The sequence below is a fragment of the Caballeronia sordidicola genome, from assembly GCF_002220365.1.
GTDB lineage: Bacteria > Pseudomonadota > Gammaproteobacteria > Burkholderiales > Burkholderiaceae > Caballeronia > Caballeronia sordidicola_C.
Genome location: NZ_MTHB01000165.1, coordinates 140,984 through 161,664, shown reverse-complemented (window position 1 = coordinate 161,664; position 20,681 = coordinate 140,984). Strand labels below are relative to the sequence as shown.

Annotated in this window: 20 protein-coding genes and 1 riboswitch; of the genes, 6 read left to right on the top strand and 14 right to left on the bottom strand. The window is 60.8% G+C overall.

Annotation, left to right across the window (positions count from 1 at the left end; all coding sequences use genetic code 11):
- Nucleotides 1-10: 10 nt before the first annotated feature.
- The 9 genes from glyQ to BSU04_RS24785 form a co-directional block, all read right to left on the bottom strand.
- On the bottom strand, nucleotides 11-1,018 hold the full coding sequence (glyQ, locus tag BSU04_RS24825) for a glycine--tRNA ligase subunit alpha (RefSeq protein ID WP_089163060.1): 1,008 nt from the start codon (nucleotides 1,016-1,018) through the stop codon (nucleotides 11-13).
- Nucleotides 1,019-1,198: 180 nt separating this feature from the next.
- Complete coding sequence (locus BSU04_RS24820) at nucleotides 1,199-1,696, bottom strand: GNAT family N-acetyltransferase (RefSeq protein ID WP_089163059.1); 498 nt, start codon at nucleotides 1,694-1,696, stop codon at nucleotides 1,199-1,201.
- On the bottom strand, nucleotides 1,677-3,404 hold the full coding sequence (gene lnt / locus BSU04_RS24815; RefSeq protein WP_089163087.1) for an apolipoprotein N-acyltransferase: 1,728 nt from the start codon (nucleotides 3,402-3,404) through the stop codon (nucleotides 1,677-1,679). Before lnt ends, BSU04_RS24820 begins: the two co-directional genes overlap by 20 nt.
- 217 nt (nucleotides 3,405-3,621) lie before the next feature.
- Nucleotides 3,622-4,530, bottom strand: a complete 909-nt coding sequence (locus tag BSU04_RS24810; protein WP_089163058.1) for an HlyC/CorC family transporter — start codon at nucleotides 4,528-4,530, stop codon at nucleotides 3,622-3,624.
- 235 nt (nucleotides 4,531-4,765) lie between these two features.
- The gene (locus BSU04_RS24805; RefSeq protein WP_089163057.1) at nucleotides 4,766-5,425 is read right to left on the bottom strand and encodes a gamma-glutamylcyclotransferase; all 660 of its coding nucleotides are present in this window, start codon (nucleotides 5,423-5,425) and stop codon (nucleotides 4,766-4,768) included.
- A gap of 51 nt (nucleotides 5,426-5,476) precedes the next feature.
- Complete coding sequence (gene ybeY / locus BSU04_RS24800; RefSeq protein WP_373452858.1) at nucleotides 5,477-5,944, bottom strand: rRNA maturation RNase YbeY; 468 nt, start codon at nucleotides 5,942-5,944, stop codon at nucleotides 5,477-5,479.
- Between the two features lie 2 nt (nucleotides 5,945-5,946).
- Nucleotides 5,947-7,056, bottom strand: coding sequence for a PhoH family protein (locus BSU04_RS24795; RefSeq protein ID WP_089163055.1), 1,110 nt, complete (start codon nucleotides 7,054-7,056; stop codon nucleotides 5,947-5,949).
- Nucleotides 7,057-7,088: 32 nt separating this feature from the next.
- Entirely contained in the window at nucleotides 7,089-8,450 is a 1,362-nt protein-coding gene (gene miaB / locus BSU04_RS24790; RefSeq protein WP_089163054.1) for a tRNA (N6-isopentenyl adenosine(37)-C2)-methylthiotransferase MiaB, read from the bottom strand.
- Between the two features lie 195 nt (nucleotides 8,451-8,645).
- Entirely contained in the window at nucleotides 8,646-9,611 is a 966-nt protein-coding gene (locus BSU04_RS24785; protein ID WP_373452859.1) for a LysR family transcriptional regulator, read from the bottom strand.
- A gap of 149 nt (nucleotides 9,612-9,760) precedes the next feature.
- Here BSU04_RS24785 and BSU04_RS24780 point away from each other — a divergent pair, with 149 nt between their 5' ends.
- The 3 genes from BSU04_RS24780 to BSU04_RS24770 all read left to right on the top strand — a co-directional run bounded on the left by BSU04_RS24780 (nucleotide 9,761) and on the right by BSU04_RS24770 (nucleotide 12,527).
- On the top strand, nucleotides 9,761-10,210 hold the full coding sequence (locus tag BSU04_RS24780; RefSeq protein WP_256983272.1) for an extradiol dioxygenase: 450 nt from the start codon (nucleotides 9,761-9,763) through the stop codon (nucleotides 10,208-10,210).
- 10 nt (nucleotides 10,211-10,220) lie between these two features.
- Nucleotides 10,221-11,399 carry an MFS transporter gene (locus BSU04_RS24775; protein WP_089163052.1) on the top strand — a complete coding sequence of 393 codons (1,179 nt, stop codon included), beginning with the start codon at nucleotides 10,221-10,223 and terminating at the stop codon, nucleotides 11,397-11,399.
- A 258-nt stretch (nucleotides 11,400-11,657) separates the two neighbouring features.
- Nucleotides 11,658-12,527 (top strand): hypothetical protein, encoded by an 870-nt coding sequence (locus BSU04_RS24770; RefSeq protein WP_089163051.1) that lies wholly within the window; start codon nucleotides 11,658-11,660, stop codon nucleotides 12,525-12,527.
- A 229-nt stretch (nucleotides 12,528-12,756) separates the two neighbouring features.
- On the opposite strand, the gene ribB is transcribed toward BSU04_RS24770, so the two are convergent.
- The 3 genes from ribB to glpD form a co-directional block, all read right to left on the bottom strand.
- Nucleotides 12,757-13,476: a 3,4-dihydroxy-2-butanone-4-phosphate synthase gene (ribB, locus tag BSU04_RS24765; RefSeq protein ID WP_089163050.1), complete on the bottom strand. Its 720-nt coding sequence runs from the start codon at nucleotides 13,474-13,476 to the stop codon at nucleotides 12,757-12,759.
- A gap of 163 nt (nucleotides 13,477-13,639) precedes the next feature.
- A riboswitch (FMN riboswitch) is annotated at nucleotides 13,640-13,828 on the bottom strand.
- A 100-nt stretch (nucleotides 13,829-13,928) separates the two neighbouring features.
- Nucleotides 13,929-14,699, bottom strand: a complete 771-nt coding sequence (locus BSU04_RS24760; RefSeq protein WP_089163049.1) for a helix-turn-helix domain-containing protein — start codon at nucleotides 14,697-14,699, stop codon at nucleotides 13,929-13,931.
- A gap of 164 nt (nucleotides 14,700-14,863) precedes the next feature.
- Nucleotides 14,864-16,447, bottom strand: a complete 1,584-nt coding sequence (gene glpD / locus BSU04_RS24755; RefSeq protein ID WP_089163048.1) for a glycerol-3-phosphate dehydrogenase — start codon at nucleotides 16,445-16,447, stop codon at nucleotides 14,864-14,866.
- A gap of 255 nt (nucleotides 16,448-16,702) precedes the next feature.
- On the opposite strand from glpD, the gene BSU04_RS24750 reads away from it, so the two are divergent.
- Nucleotides 16,703-17,083, top strand: coding sequence for a hypothetical protein (locus tag BSU04_RS24750; protein WP_089163047.1), 381 nt, complete (start codon nucleotides 16,703-16,705; stop codon nucleotides 17,081-17,083).
- A gap of 85 nt (nucleotides 17,084-17,168) precedes the next feature.
- Here the strand turns inward: BSU04_RS24750 and BSU04_RS24745 are convergent, their stop codons facing one another.
- Together BSU04_RS24745 and BSU04_RS24740 are read right to left on the bottom strand one after the other, a co-directional pair.
- A complete protein-coding gene (locus BSU04_RS24745) occupies nucleotides 17,169-17,366 on the bottom strand; it encodes a hypothetical protein (protein WP_089163086.1) in 198 nt (65 codons plus the stop codon).
- Between the two features lie 331 nt (nucleotides 17,367-17,697).
- Nucleotides 17,698-18,477, bottom strand: a complete 780-nt coding sequence (locus BSU04_RS24740; protein ID WP_089163046.1) for a DeoR/GlpR family DNA-binding transcription regulator — start codon at nucleotides 18,475-18,477, stop codon at nucleotides 17,698-17,700.
- A gap of 761 nt (nucleotides 18,478-19,238) precedes the next feature.
- On the opposite strand from BSU04_RS24740, the gene BSU04_RS24735 reads away from it, so the two are divergent.
- Entirely contained in the window at nucleotides 19,239-20,066 is an 828-nt protein-coding gene (locus tag BSU04_RS24735) for a ferritin-like domain-containing protein (protein WP_089163045.1), read from the top strand.
- Nucleotides 20,067-20,153: 87 nt separating this feature from the next.
- Entirely contained in the window at nucleotides 20,154-20,660 is a 507-nt protein-coding gene (locus BSU04_RS24730) for a hypothetical protein (RefSeq protein ID WP_089163044.1), read from the top strand.
- Nucleotides 20,661-20,681: the final 21 nt, after the last annotated feature.

The window sequence follows — 20,681 nt, the reverse complement described above, 5'->3', positions numbered from 1 at the left end:
CGTGCTCTGGTCAGGCCTGATCGATAGTGCGCTCGACCTTCAGCGCCGGCGCCCACGCGGGCTTGGCGGCATCTTGTGCGTCGGTGATGAGTCCGGGCGCGGCGTGTACGGGGTTGCCCAGCATTGGGAAACCGAGCGCTTCACGGGACTCGTAATACCCCTTTGCGACCGCACGCGACAAATCGCGGATCCGGCCGATATACGCCGCGCGCTCCGTCACCGAAATCGCGCCGCGCGCGTCCAGCAAGTTGAATGTGTGGCCGGCTTTCAGCACGAGCTCATACGCGGGCAGCGAGAGCTTCGCTTCGATCATCTTCTGCGCTTCAGCTTCGTAGCTCTTGAAGAACGTGAACAGCAGGTCGACGTTCGCGTGCTCGAAGTTGTAGGTGGATTGCTCGACTTCGTTCTGGTGATAGACGTCGCCATACGTCAGGCGCCGAACCTCGCGTCCGTTCGGCGTGTCCTCTTCCCATTCGGTCCACACGAGGTCGTAGACGTTTTCCACTTTCTGCAGATACATGGCGAGCCGTTCGAGACCGTAGGTGATCTCACCGAGCACCGGCTTGCAGTCGATACCGCCAACTTGCTGGAAGTACGTGAACTGCGTCACTTCCATGCCGTTCAGCCAGACTTCCCAGCCGAGACCCCATGCGCCGAGCGTTGGATTTTCCCAGTCGTCTTCCACGAAACGCACGTCGTTCTCCTTCAGGTCGAAGCCGAGCGCCTCAAGCGAGCCGAGGTACAAGTCGAGGATATTTTCAGGCGCGGGTTTCAGCACCACTTGATACTGGTAGTAGTGCTGCAGGCGGTTCGGGTTGTCGCCGTAACGGCCGTCCTTCGGACGCCGTGACGGCTGGACATACGCCGCACGCCACGGTTCCGGGCCGATGGCGCGCAGGAACGTGTGCACGTGCGAGGTACCCGCGCCGACTTCCATGTCGATCGGTTGGAGAAGCGCGCAACCCTTGTTATCCCAATAGGATTGCAGCGTCAGGATGATTTGCTGAAAAGTGAGCATGAATGCCTTTGAAGCGTGCCTTCGAGGCTGTGCCGGCGGGCCGGCGCGTGGTCGAAGCGGACCGGAAAAATGCACCGGCCGGAGGGCTAAAACGTTGAATTTTAGCGGGAATAAGGGGCTTGTGCGACTTTCCGGGGGGAACGGCGGACTCATCGGCCATTCGTCCGGTAAAAACGGGGATTATCCGCGGAGCCGTTTCGTCATGGGCACGCAATCCATGGTCAGGCCACGCGGCGAGCGGTATGGCGTGATTTCATCGCCTTCGAAACCGAGTGAGCGATAGAACGGCGCGGCGTTCAGCGTGGAGTCGAGCTTGAGCTCCCGGAGATCTGTCGAGCGGGCAAGTGTTTCCAGATGACGCATCATGGCCGCACCGATGCCGCGTTTCATATACGCCGGATGGACAAAAATCGCATCGATTTTGCCGGTCGTGAGGTCGATCATGCCGGTGCCCGCTACATGCTCGTCAACGGTTGCCACCAGGAAACGCTCTTCGACGGCATCGGCGAACGCCCTCGAGGCCGTACCGCCGGTCCATTGCTCCAGTTGGTCCAGCGGATACGCGTCTGCGCATTCACTCATCACGGCGGCGCGGCGGATGTCCCACGCGGCGTCCGCGTCTGCTCGCACCGCCTTGCGGATGACGAGCAGGGCGGGCTCAGGATTTTTTGGGACCATTGTTGTCAGATTTGTTGCGGCCACTCCTGCCCGGCGCGAACGCAAATGCGAACGCCAGCAGCAGGAGCGACACCACGATCACCGTCATGTTGCCGCTCGTGACATACGGCGTGCGGCCGGATGTGCCCTGCACGGTGGCATCGAGAGAACCGACCGTGTACACCGGCAACCGTGCTACTACAGCGCCATTCGCCGCAATCACGGCGGTGGTGCCCGTGTTGGTCGAGCGCAGCATTGGGCGACCGGTTTCGATCGATCGCATGCGGGCCATTTGCAAATGCTGATCCAGCGCAATGGTGTCGCCGAACCACGCAAGATTCGTCGAGTTCACCAAAATGCCCGCGGGCGCTTCCTGTTCGCGAATCGTCCGCGCGATTTCTTCACCAAAAATGTCTTCGTAGCAGATATCGACGGCAATCGGCTGGTTGTGCACGAAGAACGATTTCTGCACCGGCGGACCGCGATCCAGGTCGCCGAGCGGAATGCCCATGAGCGCCACGAACCAGTGGAAACCCGTCGGCACGAATTCGCCGAACGGCACGAGGTGATGCTTGTCATAGCGGTACACGTCGTGCTGATTCGGCGTGATGCCGAACAGGCTGTTCGTGTAGCCGGTTACACGGCCTTCCGAAGCAGTTACGCCAATAGCACCGAACAGAATGGTCGAGTTGGTTGTATCGGAGAAAGTGCGCAGCGCAAGCGCCAGGTCCGGCGGCACTTGAACGGCAAGAATGGGCAACGCGGTTTCGGGCGTGACGATGAGATCCGCAGGCTTCCCGGTGATCAGCTTTTTGTACAGCGCCAGCGATTGATCCACGCCTGCCTGCTCGAACTTCATGTCCTGCTTCACGTCGCCCTGCAGCAGCCTGACGGTAAGCGGCGCGTTCGCCGGGATCGTCCATTCGACGAGCGACAACAACATGCCCGACGCAAGCAGTACCACTGCCACGATGAAGGGCGCAAGTCGCGCAGCCTTCGACGTGCGGGCCGCTGCGCTGCGCCTGAAGCCATAGAACCCTTGCACGAGCAACGCCGCTACGAGCCCTAGCACCCAGCCCACGCCGTACACGCCCGCGACAGATCCAAACCCCGCCAACGGGCCATCAACTTGCGCATACCCACTCGAAAGCCACGGAAAGCCGGTGAACACAAGCCCGCGCAACCATTCTCCCAGCGCCCACGCGCTTGCAAAGGCGAACGCACCGTGCCAGGTCGGCACGAAGCGCGGTTCATTGATGAGCGCGGCAGCGGACGAGCCATTGTCGTCCTCATTGTCTTCATAACGCGCGCGGCCCGCGCACAGCGACCAGACCACGCCCGCCAACGCCGGATAGATCGCGAGATACATTGTGAACAACGCGACGGCCGCAGCCGCCAGCGGCGCCGCCATGCCGCCGTAGTCGTGCATGCTGACATACAGCCACCACACACCCGTCACGAAGTTGCCGAATCCGAACGCCCAGCCCGTCAACGCCGCGCTTTTCCAGCCATCGGTGCGCGTAAGCCACGCGAAGAACAGCGTGAAAATCACCAGTTCGATCCAGCCGCCGTGTGGCGTAGGCGCGAACGAAAGCGTATTCGCGGCGCCCAGCACGGCCGCGAAGAGGTAATGCCAGAAGGGCAAGGACCGAGCGGTGCCGGCGCGTTTTTCAGCAGGCATCGGCCGGGAGCCGCGCCGTGAGGTAATAGGAGACGAAGAGTCGGCCATGGATTGCGAGGTCGGCAAAAAGTAAGCGAATGACGGAGCGTGACCGGCGCTCGCCATTTCACGAAAAAGGCGCAAAACGCCTGCATGGACGGCACGCCGCTGGTAACGCTCGCGTAGTGTGAACACGCGGTGTTACAGGCTTAAGCAGGTCAGGGCCGCTCAGTGGCGTTCCAAACGCGTATTCCGATCAAGCGAAACCAAACGCGTTCACTCGTGTTCAATCGCGTTCGTCGTCGTTGTCGTGGTCGCGCGAATTGCCGTCGAGCAGGTTCGCGTTGGGCGCACGCCGTACGCGCAGCACGTGGATCTGGCGGGCGTCGCCGCGCAGAATCTCAAACAGGAACTCGTCAATACGGACCTTCTCTCCACGATGCGGCACGCGCCCGAACCGGTGAGTGACCAGCCCGCCGATGGTGTCGACTTCGTCGTCGGAGTAGTGGGTGCCAAACTGTTCGTTAAACTGCTCGATGCCAGTCAGCGCCCGTACGCGATGCCGTCCATCCGGCGTCGCAATGATGTTGCCGGCTTCTTCGTCGAAGTCGTATTCGTCTTCAATGTCGCCAACAATCTGTTCCAGCACATCTTCAATCGTGATGAGACCCGCCACGCCGCCGTATTCGTCGACGACGATGGCAATGTGATTCCGGTTCACGCGGAAATCGTGCAGCAAGACGTTCAGGCGTTTCGATTCGGGGATAAACACGGCGGGGCGAAGCATGCCGCGGACATCGAATTCTTCTTCGTGGTAATAGCGCAGCAGGTCTTTTGCAAGCAGCACGCCGATCACGTTGTCGCGGTTGCTTTCGAATACCGGATAGCGCGAGTGCGCTTTTTCGAGCATGAACGGAATGAACTGCTCGGGTGTTTCGGCAATGTTGATGGCGTCCATCTGGGCACGCGGAATCATGATGTCGCGTGCGCAGAGTTCCGAAACCTGGAACACGCCTTCAATCATGGAGAGCGAATCCGCGTCGAGCAGATTGCGTTCGTGGGCGTCCTGAAGGACTTCCAGCAATTCGTCGCGCGATTCAGGTTCGTGCGAGATGAAATCGGTCAGGCGCTCAAGCAGCGTGCGCTTTTCCGGTGGTTTGTCGGTGTAACGTCGACTGGGATAGGAGTCGTTCATAGTGGGGCGCCCGGATTGTTCCAGACGCGAAATTTCGGAAAGTTAAGAATACACCAAGGAAAATTCGCGCCCATTCGAGCCGGTGCGAAGACGTTCAAATCTCGTAGAAACATCGTAACTGATAAATATTGGCCGAGTATGTCGAGCCGGTGACGTTGGCCGATCGGTCGCAGTTGAGTTCATTACGAAGCATTCGGAGCAGTTTTATGCGTGCTTTTAACGCATGCCGTCACGCTCATTCCTGGGACGAATTCGCGGAATTCGCGGAATTCACGTTCTGGCAGCGCTGCAACAGCGCTTCGAGATGGCGGTCGGGCATACCGCATTCCCGTAGTGCCGCGACCGTGCGGCTGACGTAATCGAGCGTGGTGCCGTATCGGCCGGTGGCGCAGCCGAGCACGTGGCGCACCATCGGGTCAGGGAGCTTGCCGGTGTAAGTGGAGACCTCGCGTCGCATCACGAACGCCAGCGCAGCCACGCGGCGGCCGTCTATCAGCGTGCACGGCAACCAGGCCACGCGATAGGAATTCATTGCCATTTCGCGCCGCCACAGCACGTCAAGGTGCGGCTCCGCGCCTTCGGCTGCCAGCCGGAATGCCATGCCCGTGCACGAACCGCCGCGATCCAGCGCCAGTACGAGCCCCGGCTGCTCGGGCGTGCCGCGATTCACGCGCGACCACAAATACAGGCCGCGATGATAACCGTGCACCTTGCTGCGCACCGTTTCCACGGCTGGCAAGCCCGGGTTCCAGATCAGTGAGCCATAGCCGAACAGCCAGAGATCCGTCTTGCGATCCCAGTGCGCCAACGCTATTTCGCGCGACGCCGCGAGTTCCTCGTCGGTGAGAAGACGCGACTCCTCGAACACCGGCGGATAGTCGTCGGGAATCTGCATAGGCAGTTCTTTCGGGAGTTCGGGGAGAGGGGACGGGTCGTCAGTCACGGCTTAGTTGGGCGGCAACGGCAGGTAAGGATCGGTGAAACCGAGCGTTTGCATGATGCCCGTTTCGATCGATTCCATTTCTTCCGCTTCCGCTGAATCTTCATGATCGTAGCCCTGAGCGTGCAGCGTACCGTGCACGATCAGATGGGCGTAATGCGCGGCGAGCGGCTTGTTCTGCTCGCGCGCCTCGCGTTCCACTACCGCACAGCACAGCACCAGGTCGCCCGTGACCGGATCGTCTTCCGACTCGGCGTAGGCGAACGTCAGCACATTAGTGGCGTAATCCTTCTGCCGATAAGACCGGTTCAGCGTCCGGCCTTCCTCGGTATCGACAAAACGCACGGTCAGTTCCGCGTCCGCGAACAGCGACGCCTTGATCCAGCTGGCGACGGTTGCGCGCGGCAACAGCGCCTTGTGTTCAGGGAACGTTTTGGCGGCGGGAAACTGCAGTGTCAGTGCAAGTTTGGGCATGCTTATTCAGAGCGATATTTTGCGGCGGCAGCCGAAGCGGCCGCGGCGTCACGCTCCGACTGCGCGTCATACGCTTCCACAATGCGCGCGACCAGCGGGTGCCGCACCACGTCCACGCTCGTGAACTTCGTCATCGCGATACCGCGCACATTCGCCAGTATGTGCTGCGCTTCAATCAGCCCGCTTCTATGACCGCGCGGCAAATCGACCTGCGTGGTGTCGCCGGTGACAACGGCCTTCGACCCGAAACCGATCCGCGTCAGGAACATCTTCATCTGCTCGGGCGTGGTGTTCTGCGCTTCGTCCAAAATGATGAACGCGTGGTTCAGCGTCCGGCCGCGCATGTACGCGAGCGGCGCGATTTCGATCATCTGGCGTTCGAACATTTTCGCGGTTTTATCGAAGCCGAGCAGGTCGTAAAGCGCGTCGTAAAGCGGCCGCAAATACGGATCCACTTTCTGCGCGAGATCGCCCGGCAGGAAACCCAGACGCTCGCCGGCTTCCACGGCAGGACGCGTCAGCACGATGCGCTTCACCTGATCGCGTTCGAGCGAATCCACCGCGCATGCAACTGCCAGATAGGTCTTGCCCGTACCCGCCGGGCCTATGCCAAACGTCACATCGTGCGCAATGATTTGCTTGAGGTATTCGCGCTGCATCGGCGTGCGGCCGCGTAGATCGGCGCGTCGCGTGTACAGCTTCGGACCCGGATCCTCTTCTTCGCCCAGGTCGATGGTCGCGCTGGGTTCATCGAAGGGATGATCGGGGTCTCCACGGAAACGTGGATCGACAGGATCGGAATTCAGATTATTCGATGGCTTATTGACATTCAACCCGCGCCGGGCTGCATTGCGCGCTTCGACCAGCGCAAGCTGGATATCGTCCACCGACAACGTGTCTTTCGCGCGATGATAGAAATTTTCGAGCGCCGCCAGCGCAACCTTCGCGCCGCGCCCGCGGATGGTGATCTTGTGTCCGCGACGCGTGAGCGTCACGTCGAGCGCCTGCTCGATCTGCCGCAGGTTTTCGTCGAGCGGGCCACACAGGTTGGCGAGCCGCGCGTTGTCTTCGCGCGGTGCGGTGAATTCCATATGCTGCTGAGCGGTCTTCAAGGCGAGAGTCGGGTTCCTGTCGAAGCTGCAGTTTAGTGAGTGGTAGCCGGCGTCAAAATCAGTTCACCACGCAACGAATGCGGATACGCCACGTTGATTTCCACATCGACCATCTGGCCGATCAGCCGTTTGTGCGATGAGATCGGTGCCGGGAAATTCACCACGCGATTATTCTCCGTGCGTCCGGCGAGTTCGCTCGGGTCCTTGCGCGACGGGCCTTCCACCAGAATGCGTTGCACCGAACCCAGCATGGCGTTGCTGATCTTCGCCACGTTCGCCTCAATGGTCGCCTGCAAATGTTGCAAACGCTTGAGCTTCACTTCGCGCGGGGTGTCGTCGTGCAGGTTTGCAGCGGGCGTACCGGGACGCGGGCTGTAGATGAACGAGAAACTGGTGTCGTAACTCATTTCGTCGATCAGCTTCATCATCTTCTGGAAGTCATCTTCCGTCTCGCCCGGGAAGCCGACGATCATGTCCGTGGACAGCGATAAATCCGGACGAATCGCGCGCAATTTGCGGATCACGGACTTGTATTCGAGCACGGTATAGCCGCGTTTCATCGCCATCAGGATGCGGTCGGAACCGTGCTGCACCGGCAAGTGCAAGTGGCTCACGAGCTTGGGCACCTTCGCGTAGGTATCGATCAAGCGCTGCGTGAATTCCTTCGGATGCGACGTGGTGTAGCGAATTCGCTCAATGCCCGGAATTTCCGCCACGTATTCAATCAACGTAGCGAAGTCGGCAATGTCCGTGGAATGCTGTGTCACCGGTCCACGATACGCATTCACATTCTGACCGAGCATGGTGACTTCGCGCACGCCTTGGTCAGCGAGGCCGGCAATTTCGGTCAGCACATCGTCCAGCGGCCGCGATACTTCTTCGCCCCGTGTGTAAGGCACCACGCAATAGCTGCAGTACTTGCTGCAGCCTTCCATGATTGATACAAACGCGCTCGGGCCATCGACACGCGCCGGCGGCAGGTGATCGAATTTTTCGATTTCCGGAAACGAGATATCGACTTGCGCGCGGCCACTGGAACGCCGTTTCGCAATCATTTCCGGCAGACGATGCAGCGTCTGCGGGCCGAACACCAGGTCCACGTAGGGCGCGCGCGACACAATTGCCGCGCCTTCCTGGCTTGCCACGCAACCGCCCACGCCAATGATCAGGTTCGGGTTCGCTTCTTTCAATTCGCGCACACGGCCAAGGTCCGAGAAAACCTTTTCCTGCGCTTTTTCGCGCACCGAACACGTGTTGAAGAGAATGACGTCCGCGTCTTCCGGCGTATCCGTCTGGGTGAGGCCATGGGCTGCTCCGAGCACGTCGACCATTTTGTCGGAGTCGTACTCGTTCATCTGGCAGCCAAAGGTCTTTACATACACTTTCTTGGTCATGAATTTCGCCGGTCGCAGTGATTAGTCTGGGGGCGCGGTTTTTAATGCGTTGAAGGGACTGACGTGTTTCGTTTCGTCGGCGTTTGCGCTCGCTTTCAGGGCTGTTTCGGACCTATTTCGCTTGAAATGACCGAAATTTGCTCGACGCCTGACTCGGCGCGTAGCTCAACCCATCGCTCGACAATCAGCTCGATATTATAGCGTCCGCTCGACTTCTTGACCCTGCTGGCCGGGCGGATAGGCAAGGTCGCCGAGCAATTCCGCGGTCGCGCGCTCGAAGCGCTCGACCAGGAAATCCAGCAACACCCGCACCCGCGGCGCCCTATACCGGTTGCAGTGGTACACCGCGTGGACCGCCGCCTCGTTCGAACACCAGTCTGCCAGCAAAATTTTCAGCGCGCCGGAGCGGACATCGGCGGCGATATCCCAGATCGATTTGTGCGCAATGCCCTGGCCGGACAGCGCCCACGCCCGGGACAGCGCGCCGTCGTTGGTTTCCCAGGCGTTGTCGAGCGGCACGGTGTGGCTGAAACGCTCGTCGCCGCGGACGAAATCAAACTGATTGAACGTAGCCGTGGAGGTCACCAGCACCGTGAACACGTGGGTGGCGAGATCGGCGGGCGTTTTCGGTTCGCCGTGCCGCGCCAGGTATTGCGGCGATGCGCACAGCACACGCCGGTTCGGCGCCAGCCGCCGCGCAATGAGATTACCCTCCGACGGCCGGTTGAAGCGAATCGCCAGATCAATCTCCTCGAGCAGCAGATTCGACACCGAATCCGACAGCGTCAGCGAAAAGCTCACGTCCGGATATACGCGACTGAATTCATCGAGCCAATGGCACAGCAGATTGCGGCCGAAATCCGATGTGGCCGAGATGCGCACCTTGCCGCGCACGAGGTTCTGGCCGGCGTGCAGCGCGGCTTCGCCGTCGTCGATAGCCTGCAGCGCGATCCGGCAATGCTGCAGATAGAGCCGCCCTTCGTCGGTGAGCCTGAGCTGGCGGGTGGTGCGCTCGAACAGCCGCGCGGTGAGGGATTTTTCCAGCTTGAGCAGTCTTGCGCTGGCCGCCGCCGGCGATAAACCCAGCTTGCGCCCCGCCGCGGACAGGCTGCCGAGCGATGCCGCTTCGGTGAACAGGCGCATGTCGCCGAGTCGATCCATCGTCATTCTCAATTTGCTTTTGATAATGCTTCAAATGCTACGCCAATTATCAAAATGTCTCTCAGCGCGCAGAATTTGGTGCATTGCAGCGTATGAGGTTGAATCATGCAGCCCAGATTCTCCGGACGCGCCCCGACGCGCGTTCCCCAATGAAACTCGATCACGTCACGATCGTCGCGCCCGATTGCGAGTCGATCCGCCATTTTCTCGTCGATATTGCCGGCATGAAGGTCGGCCCGCGCCCGCCGTTCGGGATCGGCGGGTACTGGCTTTATCTCGATGACGCGCCCGCTGTGCATCTGATCGAGAACGGCTCGGTGCTGGCTTCGCCGCCCGGTGGCCGCGCAGCCACGCGCATCGATCATCTCGCGCTGCGCGTGCAAGGCGCGGCCGAATGGCAGGCGTTGCTCGCACGCCTGCACGAACACGCAATCCCGTTCTCCGAAGCCGACGTTCCGCTCTCCCGCGAGCAGCAGGTGTTTGTTCAGCTTGCGCCGGGCGTGGTCATCGAATTCGTGATGTCGCTTTCCGCCTTAGCCGGACGTTCCGAACCCTCCGCCTTGTCCACCTTGTCCGCATTCTCCGCATTCTCAAACTAAGGGGATTCCCATGCCTATTCCACTCCTGGCGCTCGCGATCAGCGCGTTTGCCATCGGCACAACCGAGTTCGTGATCATGGGGCTGCTGCCCGACGTGGCCCGCGACCTGGCTGTATCGATTCCATCGGCGGGTTTTCTCGTCACCGGCTACGCGCTGGGCGTGGCCGTGGGCGCGCCGCTGCTCGCCGTGCTGACCGCAAAAATGCCGCGCAAACTCTCGCTGCAAGCGCTGATGGGCGTGTTTATCGTCGGCAATGTGCTGTGTGCCGTTGCGCCGGGTTATTCCATGCTCATGGTCGCCCGCGTGGTGACGTCGTTCGCGCACGGCTCGTTTTTCGGTATTGGCGCAGTGGTCGCGGCGTCGCTGGTTCCCGCTGAAAAGCGCGCTAGCGCGATTGCGCTGATGTTCACCGGGCTTACCCTCGCGAACGTGCTCGGCGTGCCGTTCGGGACGTTTATCGGTCAGGAATTCGGCTGGCGCGCGACGTTCTGGGTCGTGGCTGCGCTTGGCGTGTTGTCACTGATCGGGGTGGCCGCGCTCGTGCCGAACAAGCACGATTCGGGACCATCGAACTTCGGCCACGAACTGCGCGTGCTCAAGGAGCCGCAAGTCTGGCTCGCCCTGGCAATGACCGTGCTCGGCTTCGGCGGCGTGTTTGTCGTCTTCACCTATATCGCGCCGATCCTCGAACAAGTCAGCGGATTTTCGCCGCACGGCGTCACGTTGGTACTTGTGCTGTTCGGTGTTGGATTGACGATCGGCAACACGATCGGCGGCAAGCTGGCCGACCGTGCGCTGATGCCGTCGCTGATGGGCATTCTCGTCGCGCTCGCCATCATCATGGCGGTGTTCGCGAAGACCAGCCATAGCCAGACGCTGGCGGCCATCACGATCTTTATCTGGGGTATCGCCGCGTTCGCCACCGTGCCGCCGCTGCAGACACGCGTGGTCGAGAAGGCGAAACACGCGCCGAATCTGGCGTCGACGCTGAATATCGGTGCGTTCAACCTGGGAAATGCCGGTGGTGCGTGGCTCGGCGGTGTGGTGTTGCAGCAAGGGCATCCGCTGGATTCGTTGCCGTGGGTCGCGGCCGTGGTGGCCGTGGTGGCGCTCGGCGTGACGTGGTACGCCGCCCGGCTCGATCGCGGCGGCCAGGGAGCAGGCGCGGGTGCGGTAGATGCGGTTTGAATCCATGGCGCGTGCAGGATGAGGGAATGCGCCGGCCGATGTAGCGTGCGGCATCGGAAGGTCCACGCGGCGACCTGGCGTGCGGCGCAAGGAGGCGCGTGCCGATCCGGCGTGCCGCACAGGGAGACCCGCACGCCGGTCTATCCAACGCATCCAGCCTATTCGCCGGATGTTGACCCGGCGTCCTCAACCGACTAGCGTGTCGTGCGAGCCGCATCCGCGGCTTACCGCTTGATCACGCTTTTCGACCGAGGTTTTATGGAAGACATCACGCTGCGCCAATGCCTGAAGGGCGCATGGCGCGACGCCGCCTCCGCCGTGCGGCACATGCCGATCGTATTTCTAGTGGCGTTCGTAGCCGTTCTCGCCACGGCAACCGCTGGCTACAAGGCGCAATTTCCCGGGATAGCGGCATCGGGCGGTTCGCTGACCGCGATGACCAGCAGCAGCGCCGGTCATGCCGCCGGATTCACCCAGGGGCTGATTTCTCTTGGGGTCACGTTTGTGCAGACCTTGATACTCGCGGTGCTGGCCGTGTTCGTGGTCCGCTTTGCGATGAAACTCAGCGCGGAATCTGCCGCAGCTTCGGCCACGTCCGAGCCGGTAATTCCGGCGACACGCCTCTGGGACGCCGGTATCCGACGCTATTTCCTGCTTTGCATCGCGCTGATTGCGGGATACGTGGGCGCGATGCTCGCGGTCGTGATCGTCTGGATCGGGTTGCGGCTGGCGGGATTGTCCAGCGGCACCTCGATGGCCGCGACCGCCACGCTCGCGGTGCTGGTCGTGTGCGGCGTGAGTTTTGTGTCGGCGCGGCTCTCCTTGCTGTTTCCGCACACCGCCGCTGGTGGCCGGATCCAATGGCGCGCTGCCTGGGAAGACACGCGCGGGCACTTCTGGTTCATCTCGACGGCCGCCGTGCTCGCAATCCTGCCTATCGTGGGAATTGCGACGGTGTTGACGGTGATCGCGGAAATGCTGGGGACAGCTGGGGCCATAGGCAGCCTGACCCTGGGTTTGATGGTCGTGCAAAGCGTCGGAACGCTGCTTTATACGGCGACAGGGGCAACCTGCTCGGTCTGGCTGTACAGGAAGTTCGCGGCGATCTTGACGGCGGAAGCTACGTGATGTTGTGTTGGCGGGGTTTGTTTTTCCACGCTTGCATTCGAGCGGTTTGAAACGCGTGAACCGGCGCGGCCGCACTGGTTGAATTGCTCTTTTGCCGGATGCAGCTGTTCCAGCTTTGCCACGATGCCCAAACAAAAGACGCGGCCCTTCAACTCAGGGCCGCGTCTTTCTTTGGTTTTATGATGGCCCGTCAGATGAACGGAGCCTCCATGAACGGAGCTTCCAGCCGTTAAACCGTTTCTTCCGCCAGTTCGCGCGCGGCGGCAAGCGCCATGCGGAAATCAGCGAGTTCGGCGATAGTGAGCACCGGAATGTTGCGCTCTTTCACGAACGCATCGATCTGCGCACCGCGCGCCATCGTGCCATCCGCATTCATCAATTCGCACAGCACGCCCGCTGGTTTCAACCCGGCGAGGATCGCCAGATCGACCGTTCCTTCCGTATGGCCGCGCCGGGTCAGCACGCCGCCCGGCTGCGCACGCAGCGGGAACACATGGCCAGGACTCACGATATCGCCAGCCTTGGCGTTATCGGCAATCGCGGCGCGGATCGTCGTCAACCGGTCAACTGCCGATACGCCCGTCGTTACGCCCTCGCGTGCTTCGATAGAAACCGTGAATGCCGTGCCGTATTTGCTGCCGTTGTCGGCGACCATCGGCGGCAAGTGGAGCGCGCGGACGGTCTCGTCAGGAAGGCACAGGCACACAATGCCGCTGCACTCGCGGATCATCAGCGCCATGCCTTCGACGTCGAGCTTTTCGGCGGCGTAAATGAGGTCGGCTTCGTTCTCGCGATCGTCGTCGTCGAGCAGGGCGACCGCGCGGCCTTCGCGCAACGCTTGCAAGGCAGCGGCAATTCGGTGTGGGATAGCAACGGGCGCGTCGCCTGCACGAAGTTGCGCAAGATCAGCAAAGGCGGTGGCCGGGGAGGTGAAAACTGAATCGGACATGAGTGAAACGCTCTCGCAAAAGAAATGGGGCGAAAAACGTTTCAGGGCATTGCAAACAGACAGAACGACACGCGTCTTCAACGCCGTCAATTCGACGGCGCCCGTTCAACGCGGACGCAAATAAATACACCGCGGCAAACACGCGAAACGGACATGACCGTCTGCACATCTTCTTCCATCCGGACTATGACCGTCGGCTCTGGCATCTCACCAGATCTGCTGACCCCGTAACTTGTGACGTGTGGCTCGCAATTGCTTGCAAGCCACGTTCACGGGCGCTCGCGGGCTCACGGGAGGCTTTCGCCGCTCGCATACCGCCGGTGGGGAATTGCACCCCGCCCTGAAGACGTACTGACTTGTCGCTAAACACTTAACAACGCGACTAATTTCAGGATACAACAGACTCGACCGTGCTGCAGTACTGCATGTTTGTAGCTTGTACTTAAGCGCGCCTAGCTGGCATCGTCGATACGACGTGAGTCGGCCGGAACGTGCCAGCGCGGTGGCGTTTCCGCGTTCACCGTCACCTGATACGCACGCGCTTCCGTGTTGCCGGGATTGCGTAGCGTATGGGGTTGATCGGCGTCGAACACAATGGCGTCGCCCGTGGCCAGCAACTGCGCCCGGTCGTGCACGCGGATTTCCAGCGTGCCGTCGCTTACGACCAGATTGATCGTGGTGCCGGGCGGGCGCGGGCTGCCGGATTCGGCGTGAAGCGGTGCAATGCGCAGTTCGTGGAATTCCGCCGATGCCGGCGCGCTCAGCGGAAACAGCGGCCGGGCTGAAAAACGTCCGTTCGATGTCACGAGGCGCGTTGCCTGCTCGGCCGGCAAATATTCGATGCCATTGGTCGCGTGACGTCGAAGAAATGCTGCCACCGACACCTTGAGCGCGCTCGCAATCTTGTGCAGCACCTTGATGGACGGCACGCTGCGCCCGGATTCGATCTGCGCCAGCATGGCCCGTGACACGCCGGACGCGCGAGCGAGGGCGTCGAGCGAGAGTTGCCGTTCGGCGCGCAGCCGCGCCAGGTTCACGCCAACGAGATATTCGAGCGCGTCATTCGCTTCCTGCGCGTCGGTCTGCTGCGCGTGATGCGCTTGATGAGCGTTAGCCGGGATGTTGGCCGCAGGCGCCTGTGTTGCCTCGGCGAGTTCGGCCGGCGCGCGCGCATCAAACGACTCGCGCACGAGTTCCAGCGATGAATAAGCCGGTGCAACCATGATGAGCCTCCAGTCGTTCTGTCGTCCTGTCAATTGAACCCGCTCAGCCAAGCGGCGCGGGAACGAGTGAAGGCAAGACTAGCATTGGCTTAACTGGCATCAAACGAAGATATCGTCACACCGTTATCAGGTGCCGCAGGGTAGCTATTCGCGCCAACGCCCGCTTAAACGACGGTGCGAGCAGGCGTGGATGATGCAGATGACGTCACCCGTGGCTCCGCTTCCTGCTTGCTCGACGCAAACCACCCGTCAATGCGGCGAATCACGTCATCAAGCGAACCCGGCTCCAGGTGCAGCCCGAGTTTCGAGCGGCGCCAGAGTACGTCGTCCGCACAGGTTGCCCATTCGTTGTCGCGCATGTAGCGGAGTTCTGCTTCGTATAAGCCTGGAGCCAGGACCTCGCCGAGATCGGCGAGCGAGCTTGCGTCGCCCAGAAGCTGTTGCGCGCGCGTACCGTAAGCCCGTGCGTAACGATGCGCGAGCTCCTCGGGCAGCCACCGGTTGCGTTGCTTGAACGCGCTGAGGAACAGCGCGAAGTCGGCCTTGGCCATATCCCCACCCGGCAGCGGCGCGCCTTCGGTCCAGGTTTTACTCCGGGCCGGCGATTGCAGCGCTTCGCCGAGTTTGTCGACGGCTTCTTCAGCCAGCTTGCGAAACGTGGTGATCTTGCCGCCGAACACCGACAGCAAAGGTGCTTCATTCGCGGGCGTGTCGAGTTCGAGCAGGTAGTCGCGGGTAACTGCCGACGCGTTCTCCGCGTTTTCATCCTCGAGCAGGCCTCGCACGCCAGCATAGGTCCAGCAGACATCCGCCGGACTGATGTGCTTCTTGAAGTAGCGATTGATGGAGTCGCAAAGGTACGTGGTTTCTTCCGCGCTGATGACGACTTTCGACGGATCGCCGTGATACTCCAGGTCAGTCGTCCCTATCAGCGTGTACTCGTGCTCGTACGGAATGGCGAAAATGATGCGCTTGTCCGGATTCTGGAAGATGTACGCGTGGTCGTGCTCAAAGAGGCGCCGGGTGACTATGTGGCTTCCTTTGACCAGCCGCACGGTGTGGCGCGTGTGCGTGTTGCTGTTGAGCGAATCCTTGAGCAGGTCGCTGACCCACGGGCCGGCAGCGTTCGCGATGGAGCGCGCCCGGATGTCAAAGGTCGCGCCGTGGTTGTCGGCGAGCGTGGCATGCCAAACGCCTTCGCCGCGACGCGCACTGACCAGGCGCGTGCGCGTCTTGATGACCGCGCCGTGTTCCTGCGCGTCGACCGCGTTGAGCGCGACAAGCCGTGCGTCGTCCACCCAGCCGTCGGAATAGACAAAACCGCGCTTGATTGTGTCGATAAGCGGCGCGCCGGCCGGGTGCTGGCGCATGTTGATACCCTTCGAGCCGGGCAGCAACTCGCGGCGCGCGAGGTGATCGTAGAGAAAAAGACCGGCGCGGATCATCCAGGCGGGACGCAGGTTGGGCATGTGCGGCATCACGAAACGCAGTGGCCACATGATGTGCGGCGCCGCGCGCAGCAACACTTCACGCTCCTGAAGCGCCTTGCGCACGAGCCGGTATTCACCGTATTCGAGATAGCGAAGCCCGCCGTGAATGAGCTTCGTACTCGATGACGACGTGTGCGATGCCAGGTCGTCCTTTTCGCACAGCATGACGGTGAGGCCACGGCCCGCCGCGTCCCGCGCTATACCCGTGCCGTTGACCCCGCCGCCCACCACGAGCACATCATAAAGATTGCCTTGCATCGCTTGTCCGCCCCATGGCCATCAACAGAAAACTCCGTCGGAACATAATAATGTTCGAATTCGAAATTTAACGAACAAAAACGAAAATGTAAAGTCGTCTGATCGGCTAACGCTCTGCTATTACGGCGTTTTGCCGGAAAAGTGCAGGTCGTGGTCGTATTTCGGCTCATTTGGGCTCATAGGCCGTCCGGCCGAGTGGCGCGAAGCTGGCCACCGACCGATACTGTAGTCATTGGAGATGAAGGAGTGAATGCAATGCGCAAGATGTTGGTGGCTGGTGCGCTAAGCGCGCTGATGCTGGGCGGATGCCTGTCCGCGCCGGATGTCTCGGGATCAAGGGGGGCACCGTCCCTGGCCGCGCTTCAGTCCATGTGCGGTGGGAGCGCGGTCGATTACGGCACGGATGCGCAGGGCGTGTATTCGGCGTTTCTAGATGCTTACGTGGCGCAAAAGCGCGGCAAGTTGCCGAAGGAGCAGTTTTGCGCGTTCCAGGCCGGAATTGCAGGTCAATATGCGGCGCTCGGTGCTAGCCGTACGCCGGCGGCGCAGAGCGCGTGGGCTTCGTTCTTCGCGGACCAGCGGGCGCAAGCGTTGAGCTGGCGAGCAGCCGTCGACCCGACGTTGCGCGCTGGCTAATCAGTTCGCAAGTCGGTTCGCTCAAACAGCCTGATTCACCCGCGGGCGAGTGTGGGCTGACTGAAAAGCGTTGGGTTGACGAAATTTACGAATACCGTTTGATTGCTTTCATCGTGGAGTCGCCGGAAGCCGTCAGGCTCCACAACTGGCGTCCAGACGCGAGATTTTCCAACTGGACAAGCTGGCGCTCGAGCAGGGCGTCGAGTTCGTCGCGCACCATGTCCATCTGATGGGGAGCGTCTTGCAAGAGGAGCAGCGTGGCGAATTCATGCGGACTGAGCATCGTGTTCTCCATGACGATCGAACGGCACTTTGTCCGGTCGGCGACCGGCATGCGTGCTTAAGAACGTTGCGCGAGGCTGGAACTTCGATCCGGCAGACGCATGATGCATAGCGTGGTGGGCGGCGCCGAAAAGCGGCGCTTCGTTGCCGGGATTTGATTGTATGCAAGCGCCGGGCGAGTGCCAAACGATTGCGGAAAATTTTGGGTTTGACTTTCTACGGGTGCGAAAGCGGTTCGGCGGGCAAGCGAAATCGTAGAAATTACACGAGGTTCCTCCCGCAGTGCACACAGGAAGAGCGTACTTGCCGCACAGGGTTTTTGGGGCTGGCCGCTATTGCGCTATGAACACCTGCGTGTTTGCTTCGGCGAGCGTTTGAGCCATTTCGGGCGGCGCAGGGGCATCGGTGAAAAGCGCGTCGATCTGGCTCAAATGACCGAGCCGGACAAGCGCCGGGCGGCCGAATTTCGAGTGATCGGCGGCGAGGAACACCGTGCGGGCGTGTTTGATGATCGCTTCGGCCACGCGGACTTCGCGCGTGTCGAAATCGCGCAGCGTGCCGTCGGTTTCAATGCTCGACGCCCCAATGATCGCGAAGTCGACTTTGAACTGGCGGATGAAGTCGATCGCCATCTCGCCCACAATGCCCTTGTCCCAAGGCCGCACAATGCCGCCGGTGATCAGCACCTCGCATTCGGGGTAACCGCTCATCATGCTCGCCACGTTGAGGTTGTTCGTGATCACATGCAAGCCGCGATGCCGGTTCAGCGCCCGGGCGACTTCCTCGGTCGTCGTGCCCAAGTTGATGAAGAGGGACGCCTGATCGGGAATGTGCTGAGCGACGAGCGCGGCTATGCGACGCTTTTCGTCGTGGAACATGCGCTGGCGCGCGGTGTATGAGACGTTCTCCGAACTGGTCGGGAGACTCGCACCACCGTGATAGCGGCGCAGCAGGTTCATGTCGGAGAGCCAGTTGACGTCGCGGCGAATGGTTTGAGGCGTGACGTCGAAATGCGTGGCCAGGTCCTCAACCGTCACGAAGCCATCGCGTTGCACCCAGTCGAGCAGCTCTTGCTGTCGTGCGTTCAAGGTGATGCGGGGATCTCGTGTCATGGCGTCGAAGAGTGCGCTTTATTGTCTTGAGGTGGCCCGTATTGTAAGGGAAAGGCCCGGCGGGCCCGCAATGCTCGATCACCCGCCTTGGCCTTTGGATATCGCTGTCGAGCATCAGGGATGCAAGCGCGCCGTCGAGCGTCTTGCCGGGGCAGTTTACGGCTCGGACGGCACATGGAGAGCGACGAGTTCGTTACCACGCATTACGTTGCGCGACGCTGCAACCGCAACCGCTAGGGGCTCGGGATGAAGCCGCTCCCGCGTGATCCGCCGGTGTACCTATCGCGTCTCCCGATGTCCGCACTGACCGTCCGGATTGCATGCTTCACGTTCTGCGCAGCAACTCATCAGGATGGCAAAATTGATTGTGTCGAGTGTGAACGCGGCTTGGCGGCCGGGACCCTATCGCGTTCTATGCGGATTCAATATGAAAATTGGTCGGCGAAAACGTCATCGCCGAATTGTCTTTTAGTGGCTTGCCGAAATGTGCCTGTAAGCGGGCGGGAATCAGTCGTGACGTGCGTTATCGCAACGCTATCCGGTGCGGTACGATTTATGCTGAATTTAGCGGTATCCGGAACTGACATGTGGTTCGGGCGGTCTGTCTTCGGGTCTGCAGCTTCGTTGCAACCCAGCTAAGATGCAGACTCCAAGTCTTTAACCACATGAGGGACGCCGCGACTTCACGTTCATGGCGTCGCCTGATTTTCGGCCGGTTTGGCTGACGGCGCGTTCAGTACAGCTTTGGGAGCGCGATTTTTATGCACACTGACAGTACCCATGTGATGCCCTGGCGGATCGAAGATATCGACCTGGCCCGGATCGACCGGCGTAAAGCGGCATCCAATGAACACCTTCTCTTGTTGCTTTGCGCGGCTTCGTTCATTGAGAGCGGGACCGATCTTTATACAAGCAACTTGAGCACTTATTTCAACGACGATCCCGAAGTTTCCGACTGGCTCAACAATGAGTGGGAACCGGAAGAAATGCAGCACGGCCGCGCGTTGAAAACGTATATCCATCATGTGTGGCCCGAGTTCGACTGGGACACGGCGTTCAAGAATTTTTTCGCCGAATACTCGCTGACGTGTTCAGTCGAGGACTTCGAAAAAACGCGTGCGCTGGAAATGGTTGCGCGGTGCGTCGTTGAAACCGGGACGGCCACGCTGTATCGGGCAATCAACGAATGCTCAGATGAACCGGTCCTCAAGCAACTCACCGACAACATCCGTACCGACGAAGTCCGGCATTACAAGCACTTCTTCCGCTTCTTCAAGAAGTACAACAAGATCGAGGGCAATGGCCGCTTTGCCGTTCTCGGCGCATTGCTGCGTCGTGTAATGGAAATCAAGAATGAGGATTCCGAGATCGCGCTACGCCATGTATTTGCCATCCGCTACCCGGAGCGCGCAAATGACACCGCGCACAACCGGGAGTTGGCGGCGCGAGTGAATGCGTTGGTCCGGCGCAATTTGTCGGCCGACATGTGCGTGAAAATGCTGCTTAAGCCACTTGATCTGCCGGCCCGGATTCAGCCTAGCGTGCACTATCCGCTCGCGAAGATCACGCAGCACGTATTCTTCCGGTAGGCCCAGCCGGCATTTGCACGGAACGGTTCGGTACGCTTTAATCGATGGCCCGCTTTCGCGGGCCATCGTCTTTTCACGGAGATCCGCATGACCGATTCCACTGCGTCTGGTCTCGAGCACGGCACGTTCGACGAATGGCCTGCCGAGTTGCGGACCTTGTTCGACGGCACGTCGATCGAAACGAAAACGGGCTTCACGGCGTCGTTGCTCGCCGCCGATGAGGGCCGCGTGCGGACCTCGCTGCTGGGCGTCGGTGAGTTGTTCGCGCCGGATCCGGGCACGTTGTGTTTTTCGTTGTGGCCGCAGTCGCGGGCGGCGCGGTTGGTGTCGAAGACGGGTTGCGCCACGCTGACTTTTGTCTTCGATGAAGCCTTCTTCCAGGTGCAGCTTCAGGCGCGAATTGCGCCGTTGGAGGGTTCACCGGTCACGTGTTTTATTGCGTCGATAGAAAGCGGAGAGTGGCAGAAGGTGCCTTACGCGCGGCTTGTGCAGGGCATTGGATTCGAGTTTGCACGAGGGCAGGCGGACGCGGTGCTGGGGCGCTGGCGCGAACAAATCGATGTGCTGAAGCGCGCGGCGAGCGCCGCTGCCTGAAATAGAAAAGCGGAGCCGAGG